This window comes from Tolypothrix sp. PCC 7601 (assembly GCF_025677855.1).
Classification (GTDB): domain Bacteria; phylum Cyanobacteriota; class Cyanobacteriia; order Cyanobacteriales; family Nostocaceae; genus Aulosira; species Aulosira diplosiphon.
Window position 1 is genome coordinate 5509322 of record NZ_CP064879.1, and the last position, 14535, is coordinate 5523856.

The following is a 14535-nucleotide window of genomic DNA, read 5'->3' on the forward strand; positions in this document are numbered from 1 at the left end:
TTTCTCTACCTGAGAATCTAAAGAAATTGTTAAGTATTAGAAATTATTGCTGATTGCGTGAGATTGTAAATAAACAATAAAACCTCTCATTTTAAATGGGGTCAGCCATTATAAAGACCCTAAACATAAAGCTACTTGGCACTCTCACTGTTTTTGACTTTGGGGGTGCCAAGTGCTTTTGAGACAAATTTAGGCATTTATAACTGTATTTGAGCGCTAACTTGCATAAATAACAATATATCTCGCCAAATCTGCTCCTAATATTAGGAGCTTGAAAAGAATCTCTATAAATTTATTCGTTATTTTCTGTTACTTGTCTACGTAAAAAATAGTTCTAGAATTCAAACTGGATTGTTAGAGATATGCAATTTATCTACTCTTTACTAAAACTTACGCAAGTGTCATATTTTTTTCGTTTAGGTTTGTCCAGGGTCAAAAGTCAAGAGTCCAAAAAACCTAAATTTTTGACCCTTGACTTTTGACTCTTGACTCTTATGTCAGAGAATCACTGTGCCAGTTGCGTAAGTGCTGTTTACATCTAACCTGGGCGAGGTAAAGTTTATTTACTCATTTATAAAATGCTGAAAATAGTTGGGAATACTAAATTTCTGGGAACACAGATTTAATAATCCAATTATTATGGTTAGCATCGAAGTTAGTATTCCTCATATTCCTGGTTATCGCGTTAGTGAAGAAATCTACAACGGTTCCAGAACGCTGGTTTATCGAGGATTTCGAGAGGCTGACAATAAACCTGTGGTATTGAAACTATTAAAAAATTCTTATCCTAGTTTCAACGAATTGGTACAGTTTCGCAATCAGTACACTATTGCTAAAAATCTGCAATCACCACTAATTATTGGGACATACAGCCTGGAAGCATATCAGAATGGCTATGTGTTAGTTATGGAGGATTTTGGCGGAATCGCTCTGAGCCAATGGTATAAAATTAGAACAAATGTATTGAGCTTAATGGAGTTTTTCCAAATTGCGATCGCACTGTGCAATACATTAGATATTCTTTACCGCCATCGCATTATTCATAAGGATATAAAACCTGCGAATATTTTAATTAATCCCGAAACCAAGCAAATTAAATTAATTGACTTTAGTATTGCATCTTTACTACCACGAGAAACTCAAACACTTATTAGTCCTAATGTATTGGAAGGCACACTCGCTTATTTATCGCCAGAACAGACAGGGAGGATGAATCGCGGGATTGATTACCGTACAGACTTTTATTCTTTGGGTGTGACTTTTTACGAAATACTCACCGGAGAATTACCATTTCAATCAAACGATCCGATGGAGTTGGTACATTGTCATATTGCTAAAATGCCTACGGCATTAGGGAATAGGGAACAGGGAACAGGAAATAGGGAAGGAATACCGCAGGTACTTTACGATATTGTGATGAAACTGCTGGCGAAAAATGCGGAAGACCGCTATCAGAGTGCTTTAGGGTTGAAATATGATTTAGAAAATTGCTTAGAACAACTACAGACAACAGCTAAGATTGAAAGTTTCCCGATTGGAAGGCGGGATGTGTGCGATCGCTTTCTTATCCCTGATAAACTTTATGGCAGAACGGCAGAAGTTGAAAAGCTGCTGACAGCATTTAAGCGAGTCAGTATAGGTGCTAAGGAAATGGTATTAGTAGCAGGCTTTTCTGGGATTGGGAAAACTGCTGTTGTCAATGAAGTTCACAAGCCAATTGTGCAGAAGCGAGGCTACTTCATTAAAGGTAAATTTGACCAATTTAATCGCAATATTCCCTTCTCTGCTTTTGTGCAAGCTTTACGTAATTTGATGCTGCAATTACTGTCAGAAAGTGATGCACAATTGCAAAAATGGAAAAGTCAAGTTCTCACAGCCTTGGGTGAGAATGCACAGGTAATTGTGGAAGTAATTCCCGAATTAGAACAAATTATTGGTGTGCAACCACCTGTACCTGAATTAGGAGGAAATGCATCTCAAAATCGTTTTAATTTACTATTCCAAAAATTTATTGCTATTTTTACTACCAAAAAACACCCCCTTGTCATCTTCCTTGATGATTTGCAATGGGCAGATTTGGCTTCTTTAAAGTTGATGGAATTATTGATGAGCGAAAGCGATATTGGCTATCTCTTATTGATGGGAGCCTATCGAGATAATGAAGTTTCTCCAGCTCATCCTTTAATAGTAACTTTAAATGAAATCCAAGTAGCTGGGGCTAATATCAATACCCTGACATTACCTCCTCTAAAATTATCTCAGATTAACCAACTAATTGCTGATACACTGAGTTGTTCCCTGGAACTGGCATTACCTTTAACAAAATTGGTATATCAGAAAACTCAAGGTAATCCCTTTTTCAACAATCAATTTCTCAAGGTTTTATATGAAGAAGGATTAATTACTTTTAATGTCGAGCAAGGCTATTGGGAATGCGATATTGCTAAAGTTAATGCCTTAGCACTCACAGATGATGTGGTTGAGTTTATGTCTATGCAATTACAGAAATTGCCTCCAGCCACTCAAGATGTTTTAAAATTAGCTGCTTGCATTGGTAACACTTTTGATTTAACGACACTAGCAACTGTAAGACAAAAATCTCTAGTAGCAGCTGCTGCAGAATTATGGTCTGCTTTGGAATCTGGGTTAATTTTACCGCAAAGTGAGGTTTATAAGTTCTTTCAAGAAGTTGAGAATCATCCCGATACCAAATCATTCAAATATCAAAATTCTCAAACTCCTACCTATAAGTTTTTACATGATCGTGTACAACAAGCAGCTTATTTTCTCATTCCAGAAGCGCAGAAAAAATTTACCCATTTAAATATCGGGAGATTAATGTTAAAGAATACTCCCAAAGCGCAAATAGAAGAGCAAATATTTCAGATTGTCAATCAGTTAAATCAAGGAGTTGAATTACTCACTTCACAGGATGAGAAACATGAATTAGCTCAATTAAATTTCCAAGCAGGATACAAAGCCAAGAATGCTACGGCTTACAGTGCTGCTTGGGAATATTTGACGATAGGGCGGCAGTTATTAGCTGATGATTATTGGCAAAGTCAATATAATTTGACGTTAAGTTTATACGAAGCATCAGTAGAAGTTGCTTATCTCAGTGGTAACTTTGCTGAGATGGAAAAATTAGCGGAAATTTTGCTTAAAGAAGCAAAAAGCCTATTGGATCAAGTTAAAGTATATGACGTTAAAAATCAGGCTTTGGTAGCACAAAATAAATCTGTAGAAGCAGTAAATAATGGGCTACAATTTCTCAAATTATTGGGCATAGAATTTCCTACAGAACCCAGCCAAGCTGATATTATAGCCGGATTACAAGCAACTCAAAGCCTTTGGCAAGACAAAGGAATTGCCGAATTAATTAACTTACCTGTAATGAGCGATCGCATTCAGTTAGCAGCGATGCAAATATTATCTAGCATCTCAGCAGCTAGCTATTTAGCAGTGCCGGCACTTTATCCGTTAATTTATTTTAAACAGGTAAGTTTATCAATTAAATATGGCAATACTGCCATTTCTACCCATAGTTATGCCTGTTATGCTCTCATTCTTAGCGCCATAGTAGGAGATTTTGAAACAGGTTATCAATTTGGTAAACTCGCTTTAGATTTATTACCCCAACTCAAAGCCAAAGAACTGGAATGTAAAGTTCAATCTATGGTTTATGGGTTTGTCAAGCATTGGAAAATTGCTGTCAAAGAAACTTTAATACCTTTGCGTTCAGCTTATTATATTGGTCTAGAAACTGGGGATTTACAATTTGCTGGCTACTCAGCCGTAATGTACTGCGGATTTACCTATTTTGCAGGCATAGAAAAAGAATTATCTGAGTTGCAACGAGAAGTATTTGCTTTGAGCGATTCTATCAATCAAATTAAGCAGATAGCTTGTTTACAATATTTCCAAATGTTGCAACAATCAATACATGATTTACGCACAGGCAGAAGTGTTATTGAATATTTACAGGGAGAATATTACGACGAAGAAAAAATGCTAACTCAGCATTTACAAGCTAATGATAGACTAGGTGTTTTTTATCTATACTCTCATAAATTGCTGTTGAACTATTTGCTGGGCAACTATCAACAAGCGGTTGCAGATGCTGCACTTACAGAACAATATGTAGATGGTGCTGCAGGCTTTGCTTATGTTCCCATATTTTACTTTTATGATTCTCTGACACAGTTGGCAGCCTATAGAGAAAATCTGGTTGTAGACAAAGAGAAGTTAGTTGCAAAAATCACAACAAATCAAGAGAAAATGAAAAATTGGGCGCATTATGCGCCCATGAATTGCCAATACAAATTTGATTTAGTCGAGGCAGAATATCAACGGCTATTTGGGGAAAAATGGCAAGCAATGGAAATGTACGATCGCGCCATTGCAGGGGCTAAAGAAAATGGTTATCTGCGTGACGAAGCACTGGCTAATGAACTTGCTGCTAGCTTCTATTTAGATTGTGGTAAAGAGAAAGTAGCTCAAGCTTATCTACAAGAAGCTTATTACGGCTATGCTCGTTGGGGAGCCAAAGCCAAAATCGAAGATTTAGAACAGCGCTATCCCCAATTGCTCAAGAGTATGTTGCAAAGACAACAATATTCTTTGAATGCAACCACAACCATTGCTAGTACTGTCTCTGAAAGCAGCAGCACGACATTAAGCGATCATACAGTTTCAGAATTTCTCGATTTGGCAACTATTATCAAAGCTTCTCACGCTCTCTCTAGCGAAATTCATTTAGAAAAGCTACTTTCAACTTTGCTGTCTGTAGTCATGGAAAATGCTGGTGCAGATAAAGGTGTATTACTGCTACAGAAACAAGAAAAGTTAGTACTAGAAGCCATTGCTACATTAGGGGAATCACCTACACTGATGCGATCGCTGCCTTTAGAAGAATCTCTAGATGTCCCAATTTCTTTGATTAACAGTGTTAAACGCACTCTGCAAGCCGCAACCATTGACAATGCAACCATAGATCCCATTTTGATGGTTGATGCTTACATTATTTCCCAACAGCCCAAAAGTTTGTTGTGTACGCCAATTATCCACCAAGGTAAGCTGCTAGGCATTCTTTATTTAGAAAATCACCTGACAGTTGGAGCTTTTACCAGCGATCGCCTCACTTTACTCAATTTATTATGTACTCAAGGAGCAATTTCTCTAGAAAATGCCCGCCTTTATCAAGAATCGCAAGCTAATGCCCAAAAACTAGCACAATCCCTCAAAAAACAGAAAACCTTGTTTGATGTGGTAACGCAGATGCGAGAGTCTTTAGACTTGGATGCCATATTTTGTGCAGTTACCCAAAATATGCGACGAATTTTAAATGCCGATCGCGTTGGCATTTATCAATTTGAGGCAAAATCCAAGTATGAATATGGCCACTTTATTGCCGAAGATGTCATCCCCGAATTTCCTTCTGCTCTAGCTGTTAACGTTAAAGATCATTGCTTTGGCGAAGACTACGCCAACCTTTATAAACAAGGGCGGATCTGCGCTATGGCTGACTTAGATTCAGCCCAGGTACTAGATTGCCATCGTGCGATTTTAGAACAATTTCATGTCAAAGCCTCCCTAGTTGTCGCAATTATTCAAAATGGTGAACTGTGGGGTTTGCTGTGCGTTCACCAATGCGATCGCCCCCGTGAGTGGCGAGGTTCGGAAATTCAATTTGCCCAGCAAATAGCTGCTCAATTAGGGGTAGCACTCCAGCAAGCAGACTTGTTGCTGCAAACTCGTCAACAAGCAACTCAACTCGAACAAGCGCTTCAGCATCTCCAGCAAACTCAACTGCAACTAGTGCAGAATGAGAAGATGTCAGCTTTAGGTAATTTAGTAGCTGGTGTAGCTCATGAAATTAACAATCCCGTGGGCTTTATTGCTGGTAACTTGGAACCAGCAAAAGACTATGTGCAAGACTTGTTTGATTTAATAGAGTTATATGAAACATTGCCCTATGACAATGCGGCAATAGAAGATAAAATTGCCTCTATTGACTTAGAATATCTGCGCGAAGATTTACCTAAATTGCTAGATTCGATGTCATTGGGCATTGAACGCATTGGTAATATTAGCACCAGTTTACGCACTTTCTCCAGAGCCGATAAAGCCTACAAAGTCCCGTTTAATATTCACGAAGGTATCGACAGCACAATTTTAATTCTCAAGCATCGCTTAAAAGCTAACGAACATCATCCAGCTATAGAGATTGTCAAAGAATATGGGGAGCTACCAATGGTAGAATGCTTTGCCGGACAATTAAACCAAGTATTTATGAACTTGTTGGCGAATGCGATCGATGCTTTAGAAGAGTCAAATACTGGACGCAGCTTTGCCGAAATTCAAGCCAACCCCAATCAAATTACAATTCGCACGACTAAAAGTGGAGATGGTAAACAAGCAGTAATTAGCATTCAAGATAACGGTACAGGAATGTCTGAGGAAGTCAAACACAAGATATTCGATCATCTATTTACCACCAAAGGAGTTGGTAAAGGCACTGGTTTAGGATTAGCGATCGCACGTCAAATTGTGGAAGAAACTCACAACGGGCGTTTGATTTGTAACTCTATTTTAGGTGAAGGTACAGAATTCCTGATTCAAATACCTATGTAAATTTTTGGGGGAAAAGGTTAAAGGGTAAGGGTGAAAGGTTGTTTCTTTCTCTTTTCCCATTCCCCTTTTTCTCCTTAACCGAAAAGTAATTTTTTGGAGAAAGGGTGAAAGGTTGTTTCTTTCCCTTTCCCTTTCCCCCTTCCCCTTTTCCCCTTTCCCATTTAATTGACTGTAATCATCACTCCCTGGCTTTCATTCGCTAGCCTATCGACGGCGCACACAGCGTATGTTCCTGGGCCGACAGTAGCAAAGTTTGTACCAGCAGATAAAATGCGCTGAATTACCCAGCCATCAGTAGTTTGGCGATAAAGTGTCCAAGAACGAACTTGCTGATCGTCTCCAGGTTTCCAATTGAGTTTACCGTTCACATAAACTAGCCCCGTGGGTGCTGCTGGTGCTGTGGTAATTTGGGAAGACCAAGTAGGAGAAATGGCAGGTTTGCTATAAATTTGAGTTTGGAATTTATCAGCAATACCTTGGCTATTTTCCATCAAAACACCCAAATTAAAGAAGATATTACCCAGGGAATACCTTCCAGCTTGGCTACGACTAAATATTACCTGCTTTTCAATCTCTTCACTTTCCCGACTCTTGTTGCTGGGTTCGGTCAAATTGTTACCAGCGTAAACGTGTTTTTGCTTGGTGTTTACCTGTGTCCACCAATTGAGTAAAGCAGGATAACTTTGTTGTGTTTGGTCGGTACGCCAATAAAGTTGAGGCGCAATATAATCAACCCAGCCCAGTTCTAACCATTTCTTGGAGTCAGCATACAGGACATTATAGGCATCTAAGCCCGTAATACCTGCTGGTTGTCCAGGGCGATAAATTCCAAAGGGACTAATGCCAAATTTAACGTGCGGCTTTGTGGCTTTGATTCCTTCCGATAACCGCAGCACCATCAGATTGACATTTTCTCGTCGCCAATCGCCTAAGCTAAGTCCACCGCCAGCGTTTTTGTAAGTGTCATAGGTTTTGTTGTCGGGGAAAGTTTGCCCAGATATGGGATAAGGATAAAAATAGTCGTCTAAGTGAACGCCATCGATATCATACCGACGCACAACATCAAGAATAACGTTATAAGCCCTGTCCTGAACAATTTTAATCCCTGGATCCATCCACAATTGATTGCCCCATTTATAAACCACGTCTGGATTCGTGACAGCTATATGGGGACTAACATTAATTCCGCTATTGATACTAGTCTTAGCGCGGTAAGGGTTAAACCAAGCATGAACTTCAATGTTGCGCTTGTGGCATTCTGCGATCGCAAATTCTAAGGGATCATAATATGGATCTGGTGCTTTTCCCTGAGTTCCGGTAATCCAAGCACTCCAAGGTTCTAAAGTCGAAGCATACACAGCATCCCCTTCTGGACGCACCTGTAAAATTAAGGCATTAAAGTTGAGTTGTTGTAATCGAGTAATAATCGCAACTAGTTCCGATTTCTGTTGTGCAACAGGTAGTCCAGGTTTAGAAGGCCAATCACCATTCCAAACAGTTGCTACCCATGCTCCACGAAACTCCCTTTGATGACTTAGCCTCACAGTATTCTGTGGTACTTCTACCTTAGGCGGCTCAACTGGAGGTACTACTACCACAGGTGGCTGAGGATCTACTACTACTACAGGTGGCTGAGGATCTACTACTACAGGTGGCTGAGGATCTACTACTACTACAGGTGGCTGAGGATCTACTACTACCACAGGTGGCTGAGGATCTACTACTACAGGTGGCTTTGGAGGTACCACTACCACAGGTGGGTTTGGCGATGGCACTAAGTACGTAGAGGTAATTTTTTCTGCTTGCCCCAGATATACCAAAGCTTGATAGGCTATGACCGCTAAATCAGCACGGGTTGCGGCTAGATTAGGGTTGAGTAATTTGAGATTTGGGTAGTTAACTACTAACCCTGCACTCGTAGCAATAGCTACTTGATTTTTGGCATAGCTGGCGATCGCAGTCGCATCTGTATAATATTGTGACAATTTATTAACTAAGTCAGGTTTTATCTTAGTAGCAATTTCCAAGCCATTAACTATTGCCACTAAAACATCACCCCGAGAAATTCTATTATTGGGGCGGAAAGTTTTATCAGGGTATCCAGAAATAAACCCTGCTTCATAAGCATTTTTAATAACAGTGGCTGCCCAATGATTAGTTGGTACATCAGTAAACGGGGAATATTTCCGCTTAGAAGTAACTGTAAAGACTTTTGCAATAAGGGCAGCAAATTCAGCACGAGTTACTGAGTTATCTGGGCGAAAAGTACCGTTAGGATACCCATTGATCAAGCGCCGCCCTGATAAAGCTTCAATAAATGACCTTGCCCAATGGCCTTTAATATCTGAGAACGCTGTAGAAGTAGATACCATTGTTGATTGCAGCTAGCGTATTGTGATTATCTCTTGTTAATTTAGCAACATCAGCCCCATAGCTGCATTTCTACATTTTTCTTGTTAAGCTATTCTGCTTTTAAGTTGCACAATCCCTCATGAGGGCTGTTGACCGTTGACCGTTGACAGTCAACCGTTAACAGTTAACAGCCTTCTTGAGTAGTTATGCAATTTAGGCGCGCATTAGCTTACTTCTCCTCATTCCTTTCATCTGCTTTACTTCTAATATGATTATGCCTACCTTACAATTTGTATTGATTTATTTTAAAATTGTTTAAATTGTGGTATATTTGCCAAAATTTGTAACCACAAAGTTTCTGATTGCAGTTAAAGGGAACCTTTTTGAGGCTGACTAGTTCAGATATCAACTAAGTGTAATTATTATCTAGCAATAGAAATTTTTTCAATAGTATGTTTATGATATTCAGCAAAAAAAATCGCTTTACAGTTGGTTTTGTTACTTTATTACTTTTTGGTTTTGCCAATAGTCATCTCTTGGCTCAGTCACAAGATAAACAAATCGCTTCAGCACATCAGACTACACAGAATATTGTTACTGAGTCGGAAAAACCCCTAACTTTATCCTCTTTCCTTCTTCCTTTAATTAAATCTGCTCAAATACTTGCCGCAAGTGGGCAAAATTTTGCGCCCCTTCAACAAATAACTGCTGGGACACCTAGCAATACAGATAATAATACATTGGCTCAGAGTGTAGTATCAGTCTCTACAAAATATAATGTAATTGATGAATTTAAGAAATTTAAATTTAGTGTTAATAATAGTCAAGTTTTCTCGGCTGGTAAATTGCCAGCGACAAAGATAAGCTTCAACCAAAAAGATTTGTTAACTGTTCTTACCAATACCAGAAAATATTATCAAGACCATGCTAATGCAGACCCTGATGTTTTACGTACAGGGCTGCTAGGTACTCAGGGAGTAACTATAGATGATGTTCTCAAAACCTTAGATTTCATGGTTGCTGTCTTACAAGAGGACATTGCTAACAATCGCACTACGCGGTTACAAAATGCTAATTTTATTAACAGCAATTTTAAAGTCATCAAATGGACTCCTTATAACCCCAAGCAGACCAATCAACCAAAATTACGAATTACAAAATATGCTGTTTTTAATCACCCAGGCTCCCATAAAAAAACAGCTACATATAATATTCCAATTTATAGCCTAAAAGATAATTTAGCTGCTGACAAATTCTATACCAGATATACCAAACAAGATGTGCTCTCAGGAATTTATGAACCTGGTGGTAAAGAATATGGCAAAGTTGAACCCATTGCATATTTAACCCGCCAAGGTTTAGAAGAAGCCCTGATGGAGGGAACAATATTAATTAAATTTACCGATGGCACAGAAGAATATTTCAATGTTGATAGAAACAACGGAATGCCCTATATCCGGGGATTAAAAGCTACTGCCCAAAAGCGTTACTGGTACTTTAGAAAAGTCAATGCTATTAAAGGTTATGGCTATAAAATTGATGCCAAAATTTCCATTAAACCAGGAGTCACCTTTGCTGGTGATGTGCTCAATATTGGCTTAGGGAAAATCATTGTACTTGAGCATACTATAAGTGGACGCAAGCAACTGCAAATGGGCGTGATTGCTGACACAGGCGGAGCTTTTTTACCTAACCTGCATCAGCTTGATTTTTTAGCAGGTATTTTTAATAATCACCAAGAATTTGGAAAGAAGATTGCACAAATGCCTGACTATGCTAATGCATATATATTAGTGAAGAAATGAAAAATCAGGCGTTAGGCAAGATGAGGAGAACGAGGAATGATTGATTGAAAGCGGCGGGAAACTCCATCCCCTTGTGGGTGGAGAGGGACAGCTGCCCCGCCGCTTGGGGCATTGGGCATTGGGCATTGGGCATTGGTAATTTCTTCCCCATGACGGCAGTTGCTACAACGGGGGGAACCCCCGCAACGCACTGCCTCCCCGATGCCCCATTCCCCATGCCCAAAAACTCCATCCCCTTGTGGGTGGAGTTTTTCATACAATGATTGATGATTGCTCAATCAGTGCATCAGGTAAGCGTCCCCATTCATTCCACGAACCATCATAATTTCTGACTTTGGGATAACCCAACAAATATTTCAAAACAAACCAAGTATATGCCGATCGCCCACCAATGGCACAGTAAGGAAATACTTCCTTATCAGGCGTAATCCCTTTACTACTGTAGATCTGATGCAACTGTTCGGCTGACTTGAATGTTCCATCTGCATTCAAAGTCAAGGTATGTTCAATATGGACTGCACCCGGAATATGTCCGGCGCGTTCTGTTCCTTGTGGCGGCTGCATCATGAATAGTTCGCCATTGTACTCTTGAGGAGTACGCACATCTAATAATACACGCTCTGTTTGCTGCAAAGAGGCTTGAACTTCCGCCAGCAAAACCCGCAAGTTAGCATCGGGTGCTTTGGCTTGGTAGTGTGTGGGTGTAAAAGTAGACAACTCTGTTGCTAGTGGCCGACCTTCTGCGACCCATTTCTGATAACCGCCATTGAGAATATATACGCGGTTATGCCCAAAGAGTTGCAACAGCCAGAAAATCCAACCTCCGGTTCCAGGATAGCTACCATAGGCGACGACTGTTGTGTCAGGGGAAATACCCGATCGCGAAAGCAGCTTTTCTATAGATGTGGGATCTAAATTGATCCGCAAATCGGGAGTTAAGATATCCGTGAAGATATTCCAAAAGACTGCACCAGGGATGTGAGCATTTTTGTATGGTTCTGGACTCATATCCACCTCAACCACCCGCACACTAGAATCGTTGAGACGATCCATCAGCCATTGCGTATCGATCAGAACTTCAGGATGAGCATACTGAGACATCGGCGGTTCTCCTGTGATTTACACTAAAACTAAGATTAGGAGAAGAGACTTAGCTCGCCCAGTCCTCGATCGTGTACAGTTTTCGACACAATAATTATGAGAAATTCCTTGCAGATGCTCTTTGAAGCCATCAACCAGGCCCAGAATGAACAGGAATTGCGATCGCAAGTTGTGCCGAAACTCGGTGAGTATTTTACGACTAAAAAATGTGGCGTTTTTTTCTTTGATCAACTACGCCTTTTAGATCGCAAACTGCAGAAAATACTAGAAATTGCACTATCAATCGAACATAATCCAGTTGCACGTTACTTGGTGGAACGTCATACTCCAGTTCATGAAGCCTTAGTAACATCACCCCATGTCTGGAGAATGATTTGTCCCCGAAGCGATCATTGGCACGTCATGGCAGGGCCGATTGTCAGTGAGGGAAAATTAGTAGGTGCAATTGGCTTTACCCGCGAACAGAAAATGGCTGCATTTGATGCCCAAAATTTAGCCGATTTAAGTGCGCTGTGCCTGCACCTCTCGATTTGGAATGCGACAATGCGATCGCAATCTCATAATTTCAAGTGCGATCGCCTAACACCTCGGGAATTGCAAATTGCTGAATTAGTGGCTTTAGGTTACACCAACGCCGAAATTGGTCAGCAACTTTGGATTACTGAAAATTCTGTGAAACAAGCACTGAAGAGAATGTTTCGTAAGCTTGAGGTTTCCTCTCGCGCTGAGATGGTTGCTCAACTTGCGGCAGTTGCACAGCATTCTTCACCAATAACAAATAAAATACAGCAGATTGCAGGTACATGAGGCAATACTTATCGGTTAAGGGAAAAAAGGGGAATGGGAAAAGGGAAAGAAAAAACCTTTAACCCTTAACCTTTCACCTTTCCCCCTTAACTAATTTTGAGTTCAAAACGCTTAACCGAGTAGTAGTGCTATGTTAGCCCTCATCATGCCAACCAATTTCTCTTTCTATAATTTCCTTGATGAATTCGGGAATACCTTTATTCTGTGCAATAGCCTGTTGTTGTAATCTTTCATATATACCAATATCTTCTCCCTGCCACATTAAATCTATTCTTCTGATTTGTCGCATAGCAATATGTGTATAGTTTTCTGGATAAGCCCAGTAACAGGATAAACAGATAGACTTATCCTTGAGATGATTCCAGTTTTGGCAATGCTCACAAGACCAAGATTTTGCTCGGTTGGCAGAGCCACAAAGCAGCATAAAGTTATCAGCTAAAAGTTCAGGTTCCCCATCAACTTCAAAAGGAATACGGTGATCTATCTGCAATTCACGTTCATCTAATTCCTCCAAATAAATGAAGCATTTACAGCCATATCTTTTAATTAACTCATGCTTCAATTGTTTTGATAAACCAGTTCTACCAGAGAATTTAGAAAATCTAGCCTTACTAATATCACCAAATCTATAAGCAGCTATCCTTCTACTATCGCTACCTGTAACACGGAAAGTTTCTAAAGGAATTCCATGTTCTCTAACATCTCTGGCTGCTCTGGGAGGATGATTATAGCCATATGTGTTCTTGAGTTCTTCTGTCGTTACGAAACCATGTTGCAAAATGTGATCGATAACAGCTTTTGGTCTTTTGGCAGTAACGGACTGACAAAGTTTGATGAAATCATCGGGGAGTTGCTGAGAACTGTCCATGCTTCTCCAACAGAATAAGCTGTTTTTGTGATTGGCTAATATAGCGCTCTATCTCTGAAGTTTGATGACGAAGTAAAGATGGTGATAAGTACAAAAACTCTATTGTTACTTCATCTTTACCCAAGAGTGTTGCTTGGGATGAGCGCCCAACTTCGATTTCTATTTTTTTCAGCCCTAATGCTTCTGGTAAGGACTGGCCGAAAGTTTTATTTCCTCTTTTGCCATCATAACTAACTGCAAACGCAACTTCCTTGCGATTTAAATCCTCAAGAGCTAGAACAAAATCATCAAAATTTATTCCCGAAAAATATCTTTTATCTCTATTACCACATACACCTTGATAAGGCGGATCTAGATATAAAAAATCGCTTGGTCTAACTGTAGATAAAACTTCTCTATAATCTAAGCAGGTGAACTTACACTTATTTTTCAACAGATGAGAAATCCCTTCTATATTTTTTCTCATTTTGTTAGGCTGAGTTCCCTTGCGCCTTTTATCAGGGCTTTGATTGAAAAGACCTTCAGAGTTATATCTAACAGAGCCTTTAACACATCTAGCCAATAAATAGAGAAAAATTTCAGGGTCATTATTTCTATTAAACTGATCTCTAGCTTGATAGTAATGTTTTAAGGAATTACTATGCTGCTCATTCCAGATATTTGCATAAGCGTTTGCTATTATTTCAGGTTGCTCTACGATTAATTCTAATAAATCAATTAATGGCTTGTTTAAATCATTGAGCCAAAAATTTTGGGATATTTTTTGAGCAGATGCAGCAATACTAATTGCAGCAGTTCCCGCAAATGGTTCTACCAATCTCTCCACATTTATAGGGAGAAATTTGAGAATATCTGAAGCTAGGTTTCTTTTACTGCCTTGGTATTGAACCAAATGCGGAAGACTTGCCATCTTAGCCAAGAACAAATGATCTAATTCAGCTTATCATAGGTGTTAAGACAGCTAATAGA

Annotated in this window: 8 protein-coding genes; 3 read left to right on the plus strand and 5 right to left on the minus strand. The window is 39.6% G+C overall.

Translation table 11 applies throughout. The annotated features are described in order from the left end of the window. Window positions 1-639 precede the first annotated feature (639 nt). On the plus strand, window positions 640-6633 hold the full coding sequence (locus tag HG267_RS22625) for an AAA family ATPase (protein WP_045868085.1): 5994 nt from the start codon (window positions 640-642) through the stop codon (window positions 6631-6633). A gap of 161 nt (window positions 6634-6794) precedes the next feature. On the opposite strand, the gene HG267_RS22630 is transcribed toward HG267_RS22625, so the two are convergent. After that, window positions 6795-9005 (minus strand): glycoside hydrolase family 10 protein, encoded by a 2211-nt coding sequence (locus HG267_RS22630; RefSeq protein WP_045868086.1) that lies wholly within the window; start codon window positions 9003-9005, stop codon window positions 6795-6797. 432 nt (window positions 9006-9437) lie between these two features. On the opposite strand from HG267_RS22630, the gene HG267_RS22635 reads away from it, so the two are divergent. Then, window positions 9438-10790 carry a hypothetical protein gene (locus HG267_RS22635; RefSeq protein ID WP_045868087.1) on the plus strand — a complete coding sequence of 451 codons (1353 nt, stop codon included), beginning with the start codon at window positions 9438-9440 and terminating at the stop codon, window positions 10788-10790. A gap of 4 nt (window positions 10791-10794) precedes the next feature. Here HG267_RS22635 and HG267_RS22640 read toward each other — a convergent pair whose 3' ends face one another. Continuing rightward, window positions 10795-11007, minus strand: a complete 213-nt coding sequence (locus HG267_RS22640) for a hypothetical protein (RefSeq protein ID WP_155538970.1) — start codon at window positions 11005-11007, stop codon at window positions 10795-10797. A 35-nt stretch (window positions 11008-11042) separates the two neighbouring features. Continuing rightward, on the minus strand, window positions 11043-11891 hold the full coding sequence (locus tag HG267_RS22645) for a sulfurtransferase (RefSeq protein WP_045868089.1): 849 nt from the start codon (window positions 11889-11891) through the stop codon (window positions 11043-11045). Between the two features lie 96 nt (window positions 11892-11987). On the opposite strand from HG267_RS22645, the gene HG267_RS22650 reads away from it, so the two are divergent. After that, a complete protein-coding gene (locus tag HG267_RS22650) occupies window positions 11988-12698 on the plus strand; it encodes a helix-turn-helix transcriptional regulator (RefSeq protein ID WP_045868090.1) in 711 nt (236 codons plus the stop codon). A 133-nt stretch (window positions 12699-12831) separates the two neighbouring features. Here HG267_RS22650 and HG267_RS22655 read toward each other — a convergent pair whose 3' ends face one another. Both HG267_RS22655 and HG267_RS22660 read right to left on the minus strand, forming a co-directional pair. Continuing rightward, a complete protein-coding gene (locus tag HG267_RS22655) occupies window positions 12832-13566 on the minus strand; it encodes a hypothetical protein (protein ID WP_045868091.1) in 735 nt (244 codons plus the stop codon). Beyond that, window positions 13538-14476 (minus strand): Dam family site-specific DNA-(adenine-N6)-methyltransferase, encoded by a 939-nt coding sequence (locus HG267_RS22660; RefSeq protein ID WP_045868092.1) that lies wholly within the window; start codon window positions 14474-14476, stop codon window positions 13538-13540. The genes HG267_RS22655 and HG267_RS22660 overlap by 29 nt, the downstream gene beginning before the upstream one ends. Between the last annotated feature and the right edge of the window lie 59 nt (window positions 14477-14535).

Bases quoted from the DNA above. Each gene is read 5' to 3' on its own strand.
- HG267_RS22630 (WP_045868086.1), bottom strand. From the start codon at position 9,005: ATGGTATCTACTTCTACAGCGTTCTCAGATATTAAAGGCCATTGGGCA.
- HG267_RS22625 (WP_045868085.1), top strand. From the start codon at position 640: ATGGTTAGCATCGAAGTTAGTATTCCTCATATTCCTGGTTATCGCGTT.
- HG267_RS22645 (WP_045868089.1), bottom strand. From the start codon at position 11,891: ATGTCTCAGTATGCTCATCCTGAAGTTCTGATCGATACGCAATGGCTG.
- HG267_RS22655 (WP_045868091.1), bottom strand. From the start codon at position 13,566: ATGGACAGTTCTCAGCAACTCCCCGATGATTTCATCAAACTTTGTCAG.
- HG267_RS22650 (WP_045868090.1), top strand. From the start codon at position 11,988: ATGAGAAATTCCTTGCAGATGCTCTTTGAAGCCATCAACCAGGCCCAG.
- HG267_RS22635 (WP_045868087.1), top strand. From the start codon at position 9,438: ATGTTTATGATATTCAGCAAAAAAAATCGCTTTACAGTTGGTTTTGTT.
- HG267_RS22660 (WP_045868092.1), bottom strand. From the start codon at position 14,476: ATGGCAAGTCTTCCGCATTTGGTTCAATACCAAGGCAGTAAAAGAAAC.
- HG267_RS22640 (WP_155538970.1), bottom strand. From the start codon at position 11,007: ATGGGGAATGGGGCATCGGGGAGGCAGTGCGTTGCGGGGGTTCCCCCC.